Here is a 19,103-nt window from a genome sequence, read left to right on the forward strand (position 1 = left end):
GTGAAATTATCATTTAAATCACTTGTTGTGAGCACTGGCCTTGCTATGGTTAGTGTAGCGCTTCCTTTTAGTACGTATGCAGACAACAACACGAAACCTATCGCGGTTGAGTCTATTGATATTAATAAATACGCAGGTAAGTGGTATGAAATTGCGCATTTACCTATGTTTTTTCAGCGTAATTGTGTAGCCAATACAACAGCAAACTATTCTATTAACGCGGACAAAACCGTAGGTGTATTAAATAGCTGTACCAATAAAAAAGGTGAAATGATTTCATCTGAAGGTGTGGCTTATCCGCAAAATGAAGGCAACAGTAAATTAAAGGTGAGCTTTTTACCTTCTGGTCTCAGATGGATTCCTTTTACCAAGGGTGATTATTGGGTTCTAAGAGTAGATCAGGACTATAAGGTTGCTTTAGTGGGTGGCCCTAGCCATAAATATTTATGGATTCTTTCTCGTAGCCCTCAACTTGATGAAGCGACATACCAGTCTTATCTGCAAACTGCGAAACAGTATGGTTATGATGTTTCTAAACTTGTTAAAACTACACAGTCTAAATAGAAAATAACTGATGAAGAAGATCTTAAATTTTATTCGTAATTTTAAGATCTTCACATAAAATTCATTGCGCATTTTCTAAATTAAAAACAGAAAAGAAATGCTTTAGATCAGGAAGAATCAATGTCTAAATTTTTTCTACGCTGGATCGATAGCTGGTCAGATTCAGAAAATGCGCAAATGGATACTTCTAGCGAATATGTCATTGAGAAGAAAATTCAATGGTTAAGAATTATTCCTTTTATTCTATTACATATCGCTTGTTTGGCTGCGTTTTGGGTCGGCGTGTCTTGGTTCGCTGTGATCTTTATGCTCGGTTTTTATTTTATACGTATGTTTGCGATTACCGCTTTTTTTCACCGTTATCTTTCGCATAAAACTTTTCAAACATCACGTATTGTCCAATTCATATTTGTACTCATTGGAACCATGAGCGCGCAGCGCGGACCATTATGGTGGGCAGCGCATCACCGTTATCACCATCATTTTACCGACACCGATCAAGATCCTCATTCAGCAAAAGCAGGCTTTTGGTATTCACATGTTGGTTGGTTTTTAAATGAGCAAAATTTTGCCACTCGAAAAAAAGTCATTAAAGACTGGTTGAAATATCCAGAACTAATTTTGCTTGATCGATTTTGTCTGCCTATTGTGATTTTGACGGCTTTGGCAATTTATGGTTTAGGTTCATGGTTAGCTCGACATCATCCCGAACTAGGGACAAATGGCTTACAACTTTTAGTGTGGGGATTTGTGATTTCTACTGTTCTTCTAATTCATGCAACTTTATGTATTAACTCGCTTGCTCATCGCTATGGTTCACGTGAGTTTAATACCCCAGATGATAGCCGTAATAACTTTCTACTTTCTCTAATTACGCTAGGTGAAGGCTGGCACAACAACCATCACTTTTACGCGGGCAGTGTGCGACAAGGTTTTCATTGGTGGCAGATTGATATTACCTTTTATATTCTCAAAATCATGTCTTTATTTGGTTTGGTATGGGGGTTAAAACCCGTACCGAATAAAGTTTACCAATATAAAAAAATTAAAGATCTACCAATAGAAAAAATTGAAAATGGGGAAGTGTTATGAAGATTGCCATTATTGGTTCAGGTATATCGGGGCTTTATACCGCTTGGAAATTGTCAAAACAACATCAGGTTACGGTATATGAAAAAAATAACTATTTTGGTGGTCATACTGACACGCATGAGCTGAATATTGACGGTGCTAAAGTCGCGGTAGATAGTGGTTTTATTGTGTTTAATGATTATAACTATCCGTTATTTACCGATATGCTAAAAAAATTAGGTGTAGAAAATCAAAGCAGCGATATGAGTTTTTCGGTAAATAATTTGGTGAGTGGACTTCAATATAACCCTTCCAAAAAATGGTCGCTGTTTGCGCGTCCGCAAAACTTTTTAAACCGAAAGTTTCTGCAAATGTTGTCAGATTTACTACGTTTTTATGATGACAATAAGAATATTGATGTGGCAGATATTGATCCAAATTTATCGATTGAAGAGTATTTGGACCTTCACAAATATAGTCATGAGTTCCGTTATGAGCATCTTTATCCGATGTGCGGTGCCTTATGGTCGGCTCCGGTTGAGCAAGTAGGTCAAATTCCATATCGATTTGTGGTGAGCTTTTTTCAGCATCATCGCATGTTACAGCTAAAAGAACGACCGCAATGGCAAACGGTTAAACACGGTTCGGCAAGTTATATTCGTGCGATTCAAAAGAACTGTCCATCTCTTGAATGGAAGTTTGCAGAAGTAAAAGCTGTGAGCCGTTCGCAAGAAAAGGTGTTGATTGAAACCGTTGAAGGACAATCACAATATGACTGGGTAATTTTTGCAAGCCACGCTGACGATAGCCTAAGTTTATTAAAAGATGCGTCATCTCTGGAACAAGAAATATTAAGCCAATTTGGTTATCAAGATAATCGAATGGTAGTTCACCGTGATCTTTCAATTATGCCTAAAAGCCGTTTGCAGTGGGCAAGTTGGCATGTACATGTAACGCCAACATCACAAGTTGAAAATGATACGTCCGCTATACATTACGGGTTTACATATTGGATGAATAATTTGCAGAACTTATCTTGCAAAACTCAAATTTTCTCTACCTTAAATCCAAATATGAAAATTAAACCCGAGGATATTTTGGTGGAACGTCAGTATCGTCATCCGGTATTTGATGCAAAAGCAGTTCAAGCCCAATCACGCTGGCACGAAATTAATGGACAAAATCGTACTTCATTTTGTGGAGCGTATTGGGGATGGGGCTTTCATGAAGATGGGGCCCGTAGTGCAGCTCGTGTTGTAGAGCAAATCTTAGCGTTATAAATATTAAAAGCAGGAGGCTTCTCAAATGTTATTAAATAAACTTGCTATAGCTCCTGCACTTATTCGTCATAGACGTTATAGCCCTAAAGAGCACCAATTCACTTCGACTTTAAATTATTTGTGGTTCGATCCAGATCAATTAAATGAAATTTCAAAAGATTGCTCACTTTGGTCTACCGATCATTGGAATGTACTAAAACTATCTGAAAATGATTTTTTAAATATGTATCGTGGTTCTATAAGGGATAGAGTAGAGAAAGCAATACTTCAAAATAACAACACACATTTCCGACCAGACTGGCAAATCAGAGTATTGGCTTTACCTCGATGTTTAGGTTTTCGTTTTAACTCGGTCGTATTTTATTTTGTTCTAACTAAAACTGGAAAACCTGTATTTATTGTTAGTGAAATTACCAACACCCCTTGGAATGAACGAAAAGTTTATGTTCATGATTGTACGAACCAATACAGTCACATAAAGGATTATGAAAGTTTTGATTTTAAATTTGAAAAATCATTTCATGTTTCGCCGTTTATGCCTATGCAGTTGACTTACCGTTGGCGCTTTAGTTTTTCAGATCAGCAAAATGTCATTCATATGCAGCTCTTTGAAGAACAAAATCAAGTCTTTGACGCCACTATGCGCTTTGAACTTATACCCATCACATTTCCTTCACAACAATATCGATATGCTGTTAATAACAGCTTGGCGCCTTTTAAAATGCTGTTTTCAATATATTTAGAGGCATTTAAGTTGTGGCGAAAAAAAGTGCCATTTTATCGTCACCCTAAAAAGATCAAGGTAGATAAGATATGATAAAAACATTTCTGTATGGTGAAGATGACTCACTACCATTACTACTCAAAAGCCTTCTCAAATTACGTCATGGGCAGATTACTTTTCAGGGTGCATGGAATGGTACGGTGGGTGAAGTATCAGACTTGCATGCTGTGGTTGAAGTACATAATCCTTTATTGATGGAACTCATTTTAAAAAATGGCGTTTTAGGTGCAGCAGAAGGTTATATCCGTGGAGATTGGAGCAGCCAGCAACTTGTCGAGTTGATTCAGATCTTGGCGCGTAATCGAGATGTATTAGACCAGCTTAATCAAAATATGTTTGCCCAAGCGAGCCAGTTTTTTCTTAAAGCTTGGTATAAAAATAGAAAGAATTCTATAAGTGGTAGCCGTAAAAATATTGCCGAGCACTATGATTTAAGCAATGACTTTTTTAAGTTATTTCTAGATCCATCTTTAATGTATTCGAGCGCCGTTTTTGAAAATGAAAATATGACACTCGAAGAAGCATCAGATTTAAAAAAAGAAATTATCTGTAAAAAGTTGGATTTAAAACCATTAGATCACTTGGTGGAAATCGGAAGTGGTTGGGGTGGTTTTGCAATTTATGCAGCTCAGCATTATGGCTGCCGAGTGACTACCATTACCATTTCGCAAGCCCAATACGATGAAGCGATTACCCGCGTAAATGAAGCAGGTTTAGCACATCGTATTGATGTGCAATTAAAAGACTACCGTTTGCTCGAAGGTAAGTTCGATAAGCTGGTTTCAATTGAAATGGTTGAAGCAGTTGGTGCACAGTATCTATCGACATATTTTGATCAATGTAGAGCACTTTTAAAACCTAAAGGTTTGGCTCTTATTCAAGCCATCACCATTGAAGATTTTCGCTATAAAAAAGCACTCAATACTGTTGACTATATTAAACGCTATATTTTTCCCGGTAGTTTCATTCCGAGTGTGAGTGTACTAACTCAAACCGCGTCTGAGAGTGGTTTAAGGCTAAAGTATTTAAATGACATTGGTCTAAGTTATGCGCAAACACTTCATCATTGGCGAGAGCGTTTTTTAGCTGCAAGGGAAGAGGTATTGGCTCTAGGTTTCGATGAAAACTTCATTCGCATGTGGGATTTCTATTTATGTTATTGCGAGGGCGGTTTTAAAGAAGGCGTGACAAGCAATGTTCACTTGTTGTTTGAAAGTACCAGTTACTAGTTCAAACACCTTTAGCAAGGAGACAGCTCATGTTATGGAATTTGCTCATTCTGGACTTACTTATCATGTTGATAAGCTGGTTACTTGCAACTCTAAATGGTCGTGCTGGAATAGTAGATGCTGCTTGGAGCTTCTGTCTGGCAATTAATATTATTGTGTCTTCTTTACTCATTTCAGTTGCTCCAGTTGAAGTAAGGCTATTTATCGGCGTGTTTAGCGGTCTATGGTTTTTAAGACTATTTTGGCACCTGTTAAGACGTTATCAGTCTGAACAAAAAGAAGATGGTCGATATGCAAATATGCGTCAGGCCATGGGTAAGTTCCAGCATTTTGGCTTTTTATTATTCTTTATATTTCAAACATTCTTAGTGTTTCTGTTCTTTTTACCAATGTGGACATTGCTTAACGTAGAGGCAGCTCTATGGAGTAGTGAATATAAAATCGCTTTATTGATTGCAACAGTAGTTATGGCGATTGCTTTCATAGGTGAGCAGCTTGCCGATCAGCAGTTATACAGATTTAAGTTAAATCCGGAAAACCATGGCAAAACCATGGATCAAGGATTATGGCGTTATTCACGACACCCAAATTACTTTTTTGAATGGTTACATTGGTTTGCCTATCCCATTATTGGTTTAGCTGCAGACGAATATTTATTGTGGATTTATCCTGTGTTGATGTGGCTATTTTTATACTACGTCACGGGTATTCCATTTAGTGAAAAACAAGCAATCAAAAGCCGCGGTCAAAATTATCTTGATTATCAACAAAGAACTTCAATGTTTATTCCGCGAAGACCAAAAAAATAGGTGCTCATATGGATTTTATTGTTCATCAGTCTTTAAAAATTGTTGAAAGTGGTGTGATTCCAGATCATGCGATTAGAGCTGCGATTCGTGCTTTAAGTAAAAAGCGCTTAATTCAAGAAGGCCGTTATGATCCTGAGCAAGGGGCGCAGCGCTATATGGACGTTCTTAATTTACTCAAAAAGAGTGAAATTGCTGTAGAAACAGATAAAGCAAATGAACAGCACTATGAGTTACCGACCGAGTTTTTTCAGACAGTACTTGGAAAAAGGCTTAAATACAGTGCATGTTACTTTCCAACTAAAACAACAACTTTAGATCAGGCAGAAGAGTTGGCACTTCAGCTTTACTGTGAAAGAGCACAACTTAAAAATGGTCAACACATTTTAGAGTTAGGTTGCGGTTGGGGTTCTTTAACCTTATGGATGGCGGAAAATTATCCACGCTCACAAATTACGGCTGTTTCAAACTCCGCGACTCAGAAAAAACATATTCTCGAGCAAGCAAAGTTGAGAGGGCTTACCAATGTTGAAGTACTCACTTGTGATGTAAATGTACTCGAATTAGACAAGGGCCAATTTGATCGTGTTGTATCGGTCGAAATGTTTGAACATGTGCGGAACTATCAACGTCTATTTGAAAAAATTCAGGGATGGTTAAAGCCAGATGGGTTACTCTGGTGTCATATTTTTTGTCATCGCTTTTTGCATTATCCTTTTGAAGTAAAATCAGACTATGATTGGATGTCCAAGTATTTCTTTACTGGCGGTTTAATGCCTTCAACTTCCACTTTTCTACATTTTCAAGAGCATTTAGAACTGGCTCAACACTGGCAGTGGTCAGGTGAGCATTATATGAGAACAGCGAATGCTTGGCTTGATAATATGGATAATCAAGAGGAAGAACTTAAACCGTTATTTAAAAAAATCTATGGAAAAGATGCCAATATTTGGTGGCAACGCTGGCGTATTTTTTTCATGGCTTGTGCTGAACTTTTTGGGTTTGAGCAAGGACAAGAATGGGTCATTGGTCACTTTTTATTTAAAAAGAGACCTTTGTAATTTCTACAGCCTATCCCGGCGATAACGATATGATAAGAACTCGACGCGATGGCAAATCTAGCCATCCATTAGCCAAAATGTTCAATCGATATTATTGGTTGCAGATTGCTCTAATCGCATTGTCGATTGTGGTCGGGTTGGCTTGTAGTGCTTGGGTAATTAAGGGTTCTTTGCTTAAAACGGCTCTAGAACAGGAAATGGAACATTACTGGTTACGTATAGATCGTAACCCAAATGCAGATTTGCCAGATACTAAAAACTTATATGGATATCGGTGGAATACCCAGATAGCACCTCAACCTTTTAAAGATATGCATTTAGAGAGTGGGGTACATCGAATCTTTATTGATGGTAAAGAACGTATGACCGTATACGGTGAGCGTAATGGACAGCATGTACTTTTGGTATTTGGCGAGAGTAACGTCAACAAGCTGATTTGGTTATTTGGACTTGCTCCATTGATGTTCAGTTTATCTGTTTTATACAGTTTTTTGTGGTGGTCAAACCGAAGAGCAAGACGCTATTTTTCCCCAATTACCCGTTTGGCAAATGCATTAGAAAATATTGATTGGGCACATCAAGATACACAAGCTTCACCTTTTAAAGATATAAATACCAATGGCAATATGGAAGCAGAGTATCTGAAACAAGCCTTGGAAAAATATCATCAGGTCTTAAGTGAGTTTATTCGACGCGAGCGAGAGTTCACTGGAGATGTAAGTCACGAACTTCGTACTCCACTTACGATTTTAAAGGGTAATGTTCAGCTTTGTCAGGCTAGATACGGTGATGATAAAGCCTTAGTTCGACTTCATAATACGATTGAAGATATGCAATTATTAGTCGACACTTTACTCGCAATTGCACGTAATACAGTAAAAAGCCTACCATCGGAAAAAAATTTCCTATCACAAATTGTGCGAGACTTAGTCGAAAGCTTGCAAGTCATGAGTGAGAGTAAGGGTATACATATTCATATTCACCCAGACTCAGCAGAACAACCGCGCTGGTTATATCCTTCTATGACCAAAATGGTTCTAGGTAATATTTTGCGCAATGCCCTCAATTACTCTCAAGGCTCACAAATTGATATTATTCAACAAAAAAACAGTTTGATTATTGCTGATAATGGGATCGGAATTTCTTTACCTAATGATGTGAAGGTGCAAGAGCTTAGCGATTCACAGCTTTCTTTAAAAGTTAAAGGTCATGGCATTGGGTTGCAACTGGTACAGAAGCTTTGCAAACAATTAGGATGGCGAGTCGAATTGTTTGATCGGCAATACTATTTAGCTACACATCCTGAATTAGACTTAGAACAAGCAACAGGTTTAATTGTTGTGGTATATCTAAGTTAATCGGCCGAATTTTCCAAAGAAATCTTTAAACCGACACCTGCTACCGTGTGTAATAGTTTAGGGTCAAATGGTTTATCTACCATTTTTCTTAAGTTATAAATATGACTGCGTAAAGCATCACTTTCAGGTTCTTCGTCTCCCCACAGCTCCATCATAAGCTCTTGCTTGGTAACCACTTTCGGAGACTGACGCATCAAAATTTTTAATAATTTAAATTGAATAGGTGGCAATTCAATATTGTTTCCAGCGCGAACTACGGTTTGAGTTGCGCTATCAAGAATTAAATCATGAATCTGAATTTTATGATTGGCGACTTCACCTGCCGCTCTTTTAATTAAGGCCCTAATACGCATTACTAATTCATTAAAATCAAAAGGCTTAACTAAATAATCATCTGTACCGCCAGTAAATCCTTTGAGTTTGTCATCTAAAGTATCTCTTGCAGTTAGCATCAGCACCGGAATATCAACTCCTTGTTCGGTACGTAGCCAATTACATAGGTCATAACCTGAGCCATCGGGTAAGTTTATATCGAGCAGTAAAAGATGATAGTGCTGCGATTTAAGAAAAGAACGTGCAGCATCTAAATTACGGGCATGATCGATGACATATCCATGCACTTCAAGAAATTCACAGACTGTTGCCGCCAGTTCAAAATGGTCCTCAACCATGAGGATAAAGTGATTACCCATAAGATTTTATTAAGCCATTAATTTAATAGTTGTTGTTTTAATTTAGCATTAAATGGTTCGCTACCAAACCAGATTTTAAAATATTGATTTGCATTTGGATTATTTATAGAACCCAGTAGTTTTTGATTTAATTTTAACTCCAGTTTTTGATTTTCATGTTGGTAATAAAGACTATATAAATCTCCGCTCTTAATTGGTCTATAAAGTTCATTAATATGATTAAGTGGAGATTTTGCATCAAATCCACTAATATTTTTCTTCAAATAGTGTGCTGCCGCCCGCTTAAATGCCCATTCGGGAATATCTCGATTATAGCTAAAATCCATTTTTATGCTTTGGTTTTGCCAGCTTTTTAAGCAATCTTCAGCAAAGTAACTGACATTTCCTACTTTTTGACTCGTTACCATTAAAGGTGCTGAACTACATTTCTTTAGTTCAGCCGCATTTGCGTGAGATGCAATTAAAATACCCAGAAGTATTAAGATTCCGCTTTTTTGAACGGCAATATCCATTTATAAACTCCTCCAAATACAGGTAAAGAACGATAAAGACCGTTTGCTGGATCCCAGAAATCTTGTTGGAAAATGATTTTCTGTTGATCATTAATTTTGATTTGGCTAATTCCGTAAGAAGCCATGGTTTTCGAGCGTCCTAGCATTTTAAAGTCATAGGTCATGTACCAATGGATATAAGCGCTATCTTGATGATGAGTTGCACTTATGAGTTTGACTGTGACATTACTGACGCGTGTGTTCATACCCTCAAAGTGTTTAATCAAATCTTTTTTCTGAGAGAACTGTGAGAGTGTATCGTTGATATAGAGCTGATCTGCATAAAGATTACTTGCATTACTTACAAAGGATGGTGTGCCCAAAGTATTAAATGCAGCAACAAAGTGATTACCAATCTCTAGTGCTTGTTCATCATTTAATGTAACACCAGTAATTTGTTGTTCGGCTTTACCATAATCACCTGAATAACTAGGCACACTTTTGCATGCTGTTAGACCTACTAAGGTAATCAGCCCTAGGGCAGTAGTTATAATTTTCATGAATGAATCCTAGCCAACTTTATAAGATTAAATTAAAGAGGCTGTCGTGAAATTTGCGTGAATTCTTGAGTTTTTAGTTTTTTACGTTGAAGGGAGAATCATTGATTATTGTTCGCTTGTTTGAAGATATTTTTGAGGCGCTAATATTTTTTAATATTAAAAATAACTAGGCTAAGAAAAGATAAACAGCAATGTGTTTCTATTCATGCAAAAGAAGCTGTAAATTTTGCTTTAGAGCAAAAAACTAAAACTAACTCTGTTGCAGATAAGTCTATATCAGTATGACCAAAGCTTTTAATCCTTTTTAAAATAAGAACTGATAACTGTCCAATTTGTTGAAAGCCAGCAGATGAGTGAACCTGCTGTAACCATAGCTGTTCCTTGCCAAAAGCTGATTGATAACTCGGTTTGTAAAACCAACATGGCAAGCAGAGAAGAGATGATGGGCGTAAAGTAAGAAGCAACTACTAGCATGGTGGTGTTGCCATGAATAATGCCAATATTCCATGCCGCATAACCTAGCCCAATTGCCGTGGAGGCGAATACTAAAGATAAAGTTGTATTTAAATCGAGTGATGGCAAAACGGCTTGGCCACTAAACAATAGCTTTAACCACAATGTTAGAGCGACGCCAATAAAGAAAATAGAAATAGGATTTTGTCCTTTACCTATTTTCTTAGTCAACACGCAGTAAAAAGCCCAAATAATGGCACCTATAAATGCCAAAATATAACTTAGAGGATTGCTATAAAAGTTATCGATAACTCGACTTAGACTAAAATCTCCATTTCCGGTCTGAATAAAAATAATGCCAAAAATTGAAATAATTAAGCCTAAAATAATAAATACATTAAATTTTAGCTCTTTAAAAATGACAAAAGCTAAAATCGTCAAGCTTGGCCAAAGGTAGTTCACAATGCTTACTTCAATCGCTTGTTGAGCAGTTTTTGAATAGGCAAGTGCAAACGAAAAGCAGAGCTCATAAGCGATAAATAAAATTGCACCTAAAATTAAATATTTTTTAGAAATTAACTTAAAGTTTGGCACTCTAAAAATAATAAGGAGTAGCAACGCACTTAAGGAGTAGATCAGTGTAATTCCAACATCTGGCCCGATGACGGTCGTGATATGTTTTACAAAACCCACCATAGAGGCCCACATCAGGATGGCACTTAAACCAATCAATGTTGCTAATTTTTTTGACATAAGAAATAAATGAACTTAATTAAACGCCTGAGCTACCGTGAAAGTTAAAAATAGTTAAAGTAGGTCAGGGTAAAGGAATTTTTAATTAAAAAATAGTGCATTTAAAAAGCTAACTTAAGAAAATAAATCGTAAATATTTAAAATTATTTTAATTTTTTCCTAGATATGTGTTTCATCCTTATTTTTTCAGATAAATATAAAACCAAATTTAGTAAAGCTCGGCTGTCATTAAACGTTAAGCCTGTGTCGTCAAATGTAAAGTGGCCCATATCCTAACTGTTGTAATTTTAGTTATTGCTTTTATAGGCACTCAATAAAAAACCAAAATATGGAATAGGACATGACGTTGACGAAAGCTATACGTTTCTATGGAACAGGAACGCCAGAAGTAATGCGCTATGAAGATGTAGAAGTAGGAGATCCAAAAGCTGGAGAAGTACGCCTACGTCATGTAGCAGTCGGCCTAAATTATGCCGATACATATTTTCGTAATGGAACCTATCAAATTCCAATGCCTAATGGCATGGGCGTCGAAGCTTCAGGTGTCGTTGAGGCTTTAGGTAAAGGAGTAACTCAGCTTAAAGTAGGTGATCGAGTTACTTATACAGGTTTTTTAAATACGTTAGGTGCATATAGCACCCACCGTCTAATTCCAGCAAATGCTTTAATTAAATTACCCGAAGAAATTTCTTGTGAAACAGCGGCAGCCATGACCATGCGAGGGTTGACCGCTGCTTACCTGATGCGCCGTATTTATGACTTTAAAGCGGGCGATTCAATTTTATTACATGCAGCCGCAGGTGGTGTTGGGCTGATTGTTTCTCAATGGGCCAAATTACTTGGCTTGACTGTTATCGGGACCACATCTTCAGAAGAAAAGGCTGCTGTAGCACGAGCTCACGGTTGTGATCATGTCATTAACTACAGCCATGAAAATGTTGCCGAACGTGTACGCGAGTTAACAGGTGGCATTGGTGTAAATGTCGTTTTCGATAGTGTTGGCCAAGCCACTTTTATGAGCTCATTAGACTCGCTCAAACGCCGTGGTTTGTTAGTTTGCGTAGGAACAGCGTCTGGTCCAATTCCTGCTTTTGATCCGGTATTACTTGCCGTGAAAGGTTCATTGTTTGTCACACGTCCAGCTTTGGCAGATTACATTGCAGATCCTGCCGAGAAGAAAGAACTGGCAAATGAATTATTTGATCATGTTCGACATGGACGAATCAAAATTGAAATTAATCAGCGCTATGAGCTAAAGGATGCCGTGCAAGCTCATCGTGATTTGGAAGCACGTAAAACAATAGGTTCATCAATCTTTGTAATTTGAAGGGATTTCTTATGCAAATTGAACAGTTAACTTGCAATATTGGTGCAGAGCTCAGTGGCGTCAAACTTGCCGATGCGATCTATGATGATGGATTATTTGCTGAAATTCGCACACAACTCCTTAAACATCGTGTGTTGTTTTTACGAGACCAGCACTTAACTCGTCAGGATCATGTCGCATTTGCGGAAAAATTTGGACAGTTAGAAGATCATCCTGCGGTAGGCAGTCATCCTGATCATCCGGGTTTGGTGCAGATTTATAAACATCCTGAAAGTCCTGTCGATCGTTATGAAAATGCTTGGCACAGTGATGCAAGCTGGCGCAAGGTTCCACCGATGGGATGCGTGTTGCATTGTGTTGAATGCCCACCTGTAGGTGGTGACACTATGTGGACCAATATGGTCATGGCCTATCAGTCTTTACCTAACGATATTAAAGAGAAGATTGCAGACTTACGTGCTTATCACAGCATAGAAGCGAGTTTTGGTGCGGCTATGCCACTTGAAAAACGCTTGGACTTAAAAGCAAAGTTTCCCGATGCTGAGCACCCAGTGGTACGTACTCATCCTGAAACAGGTGAGAAAATTTTATACGTCAACGCGTTCACAACCCACTTCAGTAACTATCACACCAAAGAGCGCGTCAGATTTGGACAAGATGCCAATCCGGGCGCAGCTGAACTACTGCGTTACTTAATTTCTCAAGCCTATATTCCAGAGTTTCAAGTGCGTTGGCGCTGGAAGCCTAACAGCATTGCCATCTGGGATAATCGCAGCACACAACATTATGCAGTCATGGATTACCCACCTTGCCACCGAAAAATGGAGCGGGCCGGCATTATTGGTGATGCAACCTATTAAATCTATAGGTTAATAATTTTATCTATTTGAAAATTCTAAAAATATATGAGGAGATGCACATGCAATTCTTTGACGACTCATTGCACCCAGAAAATATGGAAAAAGTGGTAATCACGGTTGCGCCGTATGGCCCCGAATGGATGCCGGAAGACTTTCCCGAAGATATTCCAGTGACCATGGATGAGCAAATACAAAAAGCGGTTGAGTGCTATGAAGCGGGTGCGACAGTGCTGCATTTACATGTCCGTGAGCTTGATGGGAAAGGCTCTAAACGCTTGTCAAAATTTAATGAACTCATTGCAGGTGTTCGTGAGGCTGTGCCTGACATGATTATTCAGGTAGGCGGTTCGATTTCATTTGCACCAGAGAGTGAAGGTGAAGCGGCTCTATGGCTAAGTGATGACACCCGACATATGTTGGCTGAACTTACACCAAAGCCCGATCAAGTTACGGTAGCAATTAACACCACACAAATGAATATTATGGAATTGCTCTATCCTGAATATTTAGAAGGGACTTCATTGGCACATCCTGCGACTCAAGCAGCATATGCAGAGATGACTGTGCCAGCAGGGCCTGCATGGGTGACTGAACATATTAAACGTTTATGCAAAAACAATATTCAACCGCACTTTCAGTTAACCGGTATGCATGGTCTTGAGACGCTAGAACGTATGGTGCGTAAAGGCTTATATATGGGGCCGTTAAACTTAACTTGGATTGGAATTGGTGGCGGTTTTGATGGTCCAAACCCATTTAATTTCTTTAATTTTATTCATCGCGTACCTGATGGATGTACTTTGACATCAGAATCTCTACTCAAAAATGTATTGCCTTTTAACACCATGTCGATGGCAATGGGTTTACATGCCCGTGTGGGTAATGAAGACACGATCATTGATCATCATGGACGCCGTTTTTCATCTGTAGAGCAAATTAAACAAACTGTTCGGATTGCCCATGAATTAGGCCGTGAAATTGCCTCAGGAAAAGAAGCCCGTGAAATTTATCGTATTGGGGTGCAATACAACAGTATTGAAGAAACTCTAATCGCAAATGGTATGGCACCTAATCGTAAAGTAGGGCAAAAGGGTGTGCCGCAGCGTAACTAATGTGACAAGGTCTAACGGAATTTAGACCTCAAATGTAGTGCAGCTTATTCGCTTTGTTTTTAAAAGTGCGTTGCTGCACTAGCTAAATAGAAATTATAAAAAATACAAGGAGGTCGTATGAATGCACATCAGTATTCAGATCAGATGAGCGATGTTGATACGTCAATCAGTATACCTCGTCGTTATGCATGGCTTGTTTTTGCTTTGACATTTGGTTTGCTCATTTCAGATTACATGTCAAGGCAAGTCTTAAATGCAGTCTTTCCTTTACTTAAAAATGAGTGGTTGCTCAGCGATAGCCAGTTAGGTTTGCTCAGTGGCATTGTGGCGTTAATGGTGGGTTTATTGACTCTGCCGTTGTCTTTAATGGCAGACCGTTTTGGGCGAGTGAAAAGCTTGGCTATTATGGCGGCTTTATGGAGTTTGGCGACTCTAGGATGTGCACTGGCTGAAAATTATGAGCAAATGTTTATTGCTCGTTTTATGGTTGGTGTGGGTGAAGCTGCTTATGGCAGCGTTGGAATCGCGGTGGTTGTGGCTGTTTTTCCACGAGAAATGCGTGCAACACTCGCCAGTGCTTTTATGGCGGGTGGCGTATTTGGCTCGTTTTTGGGTGTGGCTTTAGGTGGTGTACTCGCACAGCATTTCGGTTGGCGTTGGGCATTTGGAGGAATTGCTTTATTTGGTCTCATTTTGGCTTTTCTATATCCAATTTTAGTGAAAGAAAACAGAATAAACGCAGCACCTCAAAATAAAATTCGTAGTAAAACCCAGCACATAAAAAGCCCTTTAAAAACTTTATATTCAAGTCGTTCAGTCATTGCCACTTACATTGGTAGTGGTCTGCAATTATTTGTTGGTGGCACAGTAATTGTTTGGATGCCGAGTTATCTCAATCGCTATTACGGCATGAGTACCGACAAGGCAGGTGTGATGGCTGCGGTCATTTTGCTATGTAGTGCAGTAGGCACAATTCTATGCGGCATGTTATGTGATTATTTGGGCCGTAACTGTCCAGATCGCAAGGTCAGTTTAGCGATTACATACTGCTTGCTCGGTTGTGTTCTTTTATTCATTGCTTTTACTGTGCCTGCGGGACGTAACCAGTTACTTCTCATCTGCCTTGGAATGTTTATTGCCCTAGGAACAAATGGGCCATCTAGTGCCATGGTGGCCAATCTCACACATAACTCAGTTCATGGCTCTGCATTTGCAACACTCACCTTAGCTAACAATTTTCTTGGTTTAGCGCTTGGTCCTTTAGTCGTTGGCAAAGTATCTGATGTGATTGGTTTACACAGCGCATTTCAACTTATGCCATTGGTCAGTATTGCAGCAGCAGCCGTATTTTTTTATGCCAAACGCCATTATCACAAAGATATCGCATGCTTTGAGCAGCAAGGAATAAATGAGCTTAAAAATCATTCAGGTAACCAAATACAAAAATGCGGGATGAATAACAAATGATGATTCGGCAATTACATATTGATGTATTTTTTGACTTTATTTGTCCTTGGTGTTTGATCGGAAAACGTCAGTTACTGATCGCTATAAATAGATTTTATCAGCTTCACCCCAAAGTCAAAGTTGTTGTGCATTGGCGAGGTGTTCAGCTTATAACTGACTTAGCTGTTGAAGGTGTACCGTTTCAAACGTTTTATTTGAAACGGTTAGGTAGCTTGACAGCAGTTCGTATGAGACAAGAACAGGTCAATAAAGCTGCACATAAAGTTGGGCTCAAGATCGATTTTGAGCAAATTAAACGAATGCCAAATACGGCCAAAGCTCATCGCTTATTTGATAAAGCTTTAAAGATAGGCACTCCTGAGCAGTGCAATGCGTTGTTAGAACAACTCTTTGCTGCATATTTTTATGATGGGTTAGACATCGGAAATACCAGCACTTTATACAAAATCGCGAAAAGTTGTGACTTCTCACCTGAGCTTATAAAAGATTTACTTATTCAAGATCATCAAGATCTTATCTCTGCAAGTACAGGAGGTAATGGCGTGCCTTACTTTATTTTTGATCGGGCTTCTGCCTTAGTTGGCGCGCAATCAGCAGATGCACTTTATCAAGCGATGCAAGAGGCAATGCTGGCACAAGGAGAGTTGATATGACCAACCGATTTGAAGTGCCTTTTGAAAAAATTCCCAATTCAGGTGAGCGGGCTTTTTTAAAAATTGGAGATAAAACTCTCGCATTATTTAACGTTGCAACTCAATTTTATGCAATCGATGATAGTTGTCCTCATCAGGGGGCATCGCTATTTAGTGGACGTCTAGAAGGACGAGTGATTCAGTGTTGTGCCCATGGTCTACGCTTTGATTTAACAAATGGCTGTTTAGTTAATTCTTCTCAGCTCAAAGTTGCAACCTATCCCGTAGAAGTGATCGAGGACAGGGTATTTATTGTGATGGGCTGTGGGGAAAATCATGAGTAGTTTAGTTTTGAAAAATTTTTCCCAGCGTACAAGAGAATTAGCACCAGGCTTTGTAGTCAGTTCGGTCGTTGCTGCGGCTGCCTGTTTTTTATCAGAGCATTATGGTGCGCCAGTCATGCTATTTGCACTACTGCTCGGCATGAGCGTGAATTTTTTAGCGGCTGAAAGTAAATGTAAGGTAGGTATCGAGTTCACCGCACGTAGTGTGCTGAGGATGGGCATCGCGTTACTCGGCATGCGTATAACTTTAGGACAAATTACCGCACTAGGTTGGCAGCCTGTTGCGTTAGTCGTTACTCTGGTTATTGTCACAATTGCCGTTTCTGTTATTGCCGCTAAAATCTTAGGCTTCCAAAAACTATTTGGCATGCTCACTGGTGGATCCACGGCAATCTGCGGTGCTTCAGCCGCATTGGCACTATCGGCTGCTTTTCCAAATCATCCGCAAAAAGAAAAAGCGACCTTGTTTACCGTGATTGGTGTGTCAGCACTTTCAACCTTTGCAATGATTGTCTATCCGATGATTGCGAAGTGGCTAGAGTTATCGCCACAAGCGGCTGGTGTGTTTCTTGGTGCTACGATTCACGATGTGGCGCAAGTGGTCGGCGCTGGTTATAGCATGTCTACTCAAACAGGTGATACGGCGACTGTAGTTAAACTTATGCGTGTAGCAATGCTGCTTCCAGTAATTGTTTGTGCGGCTATGATTACCCGTATGCAAGGAGCAGATTCAACCGGAGAGCGACCACCATTACTGCCTTGGTTTGCTGTTGGCTTTCTACTACTCGCTTGTATTAATAGTACAGGATGGGTACCAGCGATGGTTCAAAATGGAATTAATGACTTATCACGCTGGTTTTTAGTCATCGCAATTAGTGCTTTAGGAATGAAAACTCAGTTAAAAGAATTAGCATCTGTCGGCATTAAACCAATTCTTTTAATGATCGGCGAAAGCATCTTTTTAGTGGTATTGGTTCTTGGACTTATGCGCTTGTGGTTTTAATTTTAAAAATTAGATTTTTAAGGAAGTTATGGAATAGTTCTCCAGCTTCCTTATACTTTAAATGACTTCATGGGGTGTCAAATAAAGAGAAATTAATTGAGCAGGGCTTTATTGTGACTACGCCACATATTCGGTGACATACCAAATTGGCTAATGAACCAACGCGTAAAAGAACTCGGCATTGAATAACCTAAAATATCAGACACTTGAGCGAGTGAATAATTTAGATTTTTTAAATAACGAAATACGAGGTCTCTACGTACTTCATTCATTAAATCACTAAAACTCGTCTGAGCTTCTTCTAATCGACGTTGTAAAGTCCGTACATGAATACCATGTGTTTGAGCGACTTGATCAATCGTAGCGCGGCCCATTGGCAAAAGAAGATAAATACTTTTACGAATATCAAAAATCATGGTCGATTCATTGCTATTTTGCAAAATATCTAAATAGCGCTGCGCATGGTTAGCCATAGCCAAATTTGCTTGAGGGTTTGTTGTATCAAGTTCGGCCGCCGTACAAACAATGCCATTAAAGTCACTACCGAACTCGAGCGCACAGCCAAAAATCCGCCGATGCAAAGTTAAATCACTGGGCGGGTTATGAGTGAAGTGTACACTTAACGGTCGCCATTTTTGCATCATGAGTGCTGCACAAAAACGATGGGTGATTCCTAAAGCAAGTTCTGTGGCTTGGCGGCTATATCCGCAAGTTGTGGTTATAACTTCTTCTCGAATAACTACTGTATCGTCAATTTCTTCTATATATATTTCAAGTGAGTTATTGAGTAAATTCCTATAACGAACAATCGTTTGTAGCGCTTCTCTCAAAGTATATTGGTAACTTAATAATAAGCTCAGTTCACCAAAATCTGCGATTTCACGTTGCTCTGCCATATGTAAACCGAAAACATCACAGTTACTCATCTGGGCTGAGTCTTCCAGCAAAGTAATGGCTTTATCTACAGGAATACGTTGTTTAAGATCATTCAATTGAGTTTGGCTAAGCCCAACACGTGATAATAAATGGTAGGGATTTAGATCTAATTGCTGAGCAACTGCCAAATAATTTTTTAAAGAGGCGGTATGCGCAAGAGGCACCATTTTATTATCTCCTGTTCTTAATCAGCCATATTCCTTACAGCTGATATCTAGTTATAACTAAAATATCTGCATTACAAAAGCTTTTATTTAAGCGCCTAATCTTGATGTCGATTCAATTTTAAACCTGTTCTTTTAATTCACTTGTAATTACAA

Annotated in this window: 20 protein-coding genes; 15 read left to right on the forward strand and 5 right to left on the reverse strand. The window is 38.8% G+C overall.

Annotated features, from left to right (window positions below):
• From F985_RS10515 to F985_RS10550, 8 genes are all read left to right on the forward strand, one after another.
• Positions 1 to 564 (forward strand): lipocalin family protein, encoded by a 564-nt coding sequence (locus F985_RS10515; RefSeq protein ID WP_004700738.1) that lies wholly within the window; start codon positions 1 to 3, stop codon positions 562 to 564.
• Between the two features lie 120 nt (positions 565 to 684).
• The gene (locus F985_RS10520; protein WP_004700740.1) at positions 685 to 1,656 is read left to right on the forward strand and encodes an acyl-CoA desaturase; all 972 of its coding nucleotides are present in this window, start codon (positions 685 to 687) and stop codon (positions 1,654 to 1,656) included.
• Complete coding sequence (locus F985_RS10525; protein ID WP_004700742.1) at positions 1,653 to 2,915, forward strand: NAD(P)/FAD-dependent oxidoreductase; 1,263 nt, start codon at positions 1,653 to 1,655, stop codon at positions 2,913 to 2,915. Before F985_RS10520 ends, F985_RS10525 begins: the two co-directional genes overlap by 4 nt.
• Positions 2,916 to 2,940: 25 nt before the next feature.
• Positions 2,941 to 3,732 (forward strand): DUF1365 domain-containing protein, encoded by a 792-nt coding sequence (locus F985_RS10530; RefSeq protein ID WP_004700744.1) that lies wholly within the window; start codon positions 2,941 to 2,943, stop codon positions 3,730 to 3,732.
• The gene (locus F985_RS10535) at positions 3,729 to 4,928 is read left to right on the forward strand and encodes an SAM-dependent methyltransferase (RefSeq protein ID WP_004700745.1); all 1,200 of its coding nucleotides are present in this window, start codon (positions 3,729 to 3,731) and stop codon (positions 4,926 to 4,928) included. Before F985_RS10530 ends, F985_RS10535 begins: the two co-directional genes overlap by 4 nt.
• A 29-nt stretch (positions 4,929 to 4,957) precedes the next feature.
• Positions 4,958 to 5,737 carry a DUF1295 domain-containing protein gene (locus F985_RS10540; protein WP_004700747.1) on the forward strand — a complete coding sequence of 260 codons (780 nt, stop codon included), beginning with the start codon at positions 4,958 to 4,960 and terminating at the stop codon, positions 5,735 to 5,737.
• 8 nt (positions 5,738 to 5,745) lie between these two features.
• Complete coding sequence (locus tag F985_RS10545; protein ID WP_004700749.1) at positions 5,746 to 6,795, forward strand: SAM-dependent methyltransferase; 1,050 nt, start codon at positions 5,746 to 5,748, stop codon at positions 6,793 to 6,795.
• Between the two features lie 29 nt (positions 6,796 to 6,824).
• Complete coding sequence (locus tag F985_RS10550) at positions 6,825 to 8,153, forward strand: sensor histidine kinase (protein ID WP_004700750.1); 1,329 nt, start codon at positions 6,825 to 6,827, stop codon at positions 8,151 to 8,153.
• On the opposite strand, the gene F985_RS10555 is transcribed toward F985_RS10550, so the two are convergent.
• From F985_RS10555 to yddG, 4 genes are all read right to left on the reverse strand, one after another.
• Positions 8,150 to 8,845 carry a response regulator transcription factor gene (locus F985_RS10555; protein ID WP_004700752.1) on the reverse strand — a complete coding sequence of 232 codons (696 nt, stop codon included), beginning with the start codon at positions 8,843 to 8,845 and terminating at the stop codon, positions 8,150 to 8,152. The genes F985_RS10550 and F985_RS10555 overlap by 4 nt on opposite strands.
• Before the next feature lie 17 nt (positions 8,846 to 8,862).
• Entirely contained in the window at positions 8,863 to 9,357 is a 495-nt protein-coding gene (locus F985_RS10560; RefSeq protein ID WP_004700755.1) for a chalcone isomerase family protein, read from the reverse strand.
• Positions 9,324 to 9,896, reverse strand: a complete 573-nt coding sequence (locus F985_RS10565) for a nuclear transport factor 2 family protein (protein ID WP_004700757.1) — start codon at positions 9,894 to 9,896, stop codon at positions 9,324 to 9,326. The genes F985_RS10560 and F985_RS10565 overlap by 34 nt, the downstream gene beginning before the upstream one ends.
• A 294-nt stretch (positions 9,897 to 10,190) precedes the next feature.
• Complete coding sequence (gene yddG, locus F985_RS10570) at positions 10,191 to 11,102, reverse strand: aromatic amino acid DMT transporter YddG (protein WP_004700759.1); 912 nt, start codon at positions 11,100 to 11,102, stop codon at positions 10,191 to 10,193.
• A 340-nt stretch (positions 11,103 to 11,442) separates the two neighbouring features.
• Here yddG and F985_RS10575 point away from each other — a divergent pair, with 340 nt between their 5' ends.
• The 7 genes from F985_RS10575 to F985_RS10605 all read left to right on the forward strand — a co-directional run bounded on the left by F985_RS10575 (position 11,443) and on the right by F985_RS10605 (position 17,847).
• Complete coding sequence (locus F985_RS10575) at positions 11,443 to 12,429, forward strand: quinone oxidoreductase family protein (protein WP_004700760.1); 987 nt, start codon at positions 11,443 to 11,445, stop codon at positions 12,427 to 12,429.
• A gap of 11 nt (positions 12,430 to 12,440) precedes the next feature.
• The gene (locus F985_RS10580; protein WP_004700762.1) at positions 12,441 to 13,289 is read left to right on the forward strand and encodes a TauD/TfdA dioxygenase family protein; all 849 of its coding nucleotides are present in this window, start codon (positions 12,441 to 12,443) and stop codon (positions 13,287 to 13,289) included.
• Between the two features lie 59 nt (positions 13,290 to 13,348).
• Positions 13,349 to 14,401 (forward strand): beta-keto acid cleavage family enzyme, encoded by a 1,053-nt coding sequence (locus tag F985_RS10585; RefSeq protein WP_004700764.1) that lies wholly within the window; start codon positions 13,349 to 13,351, stop codon positions 14,399 to 14,401.
• 117 nt (positions 14,402 to 14,518) lie between these two features.
• Positions 14,519 to 15,868 carry an MFS transporter gene (locus F985_RS10590; RefSeq protein WP_004700766.1) on the forward strand — a complete coding sequence of 450 codons (1,350 nt, stop codon included), beginning with the start codon at positions 14,519 to 14,521 and terminating at the stop codon, positions 15,866 to 15,868.
• Positions 15,865 to 16,521 carry a DsbA family oxidoreductase gene (locus F985_RS10595; RefSeq protein WP_004700768.1) on the forward strand — a complete coding sequence of 219 codons (657 nt, stop codon included), beginning with the start codon at positions 15,865 to 15,867 and terminating at the stop codon, positions 16,519 to 16,521. The genes F985_RS10590 and F985_RS10595 overlap by 4 nt, the downstream gene beginning before the upstream one ends.
• Positions 16,522 to 16,535: 14 nt before the next feature.
• Entirely contained in the window at positions 16,536 to 16,844 is a 309-nt protein-coding gene (locus F985_RS10600) for a Rieske (2Fe-2S) protein (protein WP_081401347.1), read from the forward strand.
• A complete protein-coding gene (locus F985_RS10605; RefSeq protein WP_004700773.1) occupies positions 16,837 to 17,847 on the forward strand; it encodes a YeiH family protein in 1,011 nt (336 codons plus the stop codon). The genes F985_RS10600 and F985_RS10605 overlap by 8 nt, the downstream gene beginning before the upstream one ends.
• 92 nt (positions 17,848 to 17,939) lie before the next feature.
• Here the strand turns inward: F985_RS10605 and F985_RS10610 are convergent, their stop codons facing one another.
• Complete coding sequence (locus F985_RS10610; RefSeq protein ID WP_004700775.1) at positions 17,940 to 18,950, reverse strand: AraC family transcriptional regulator; 1,011 nt, start codon at positions 18,948 to 18,950, stop codon at positions 17,940 to 17,942.
• Positions 18,951 to 19,103 lie beyond the last annotated feature (153 nt).

This window comes from Acinetobacter seifertii, from assembly GCF_000368065.1.
GTDB classification, from domain to species: Bacteria; Pseudomonadota; Gammaproteobacteria; order Pseudomonadales; family Moraxellaceae; genus Acinetobacter; species Acinetobacter seifertii.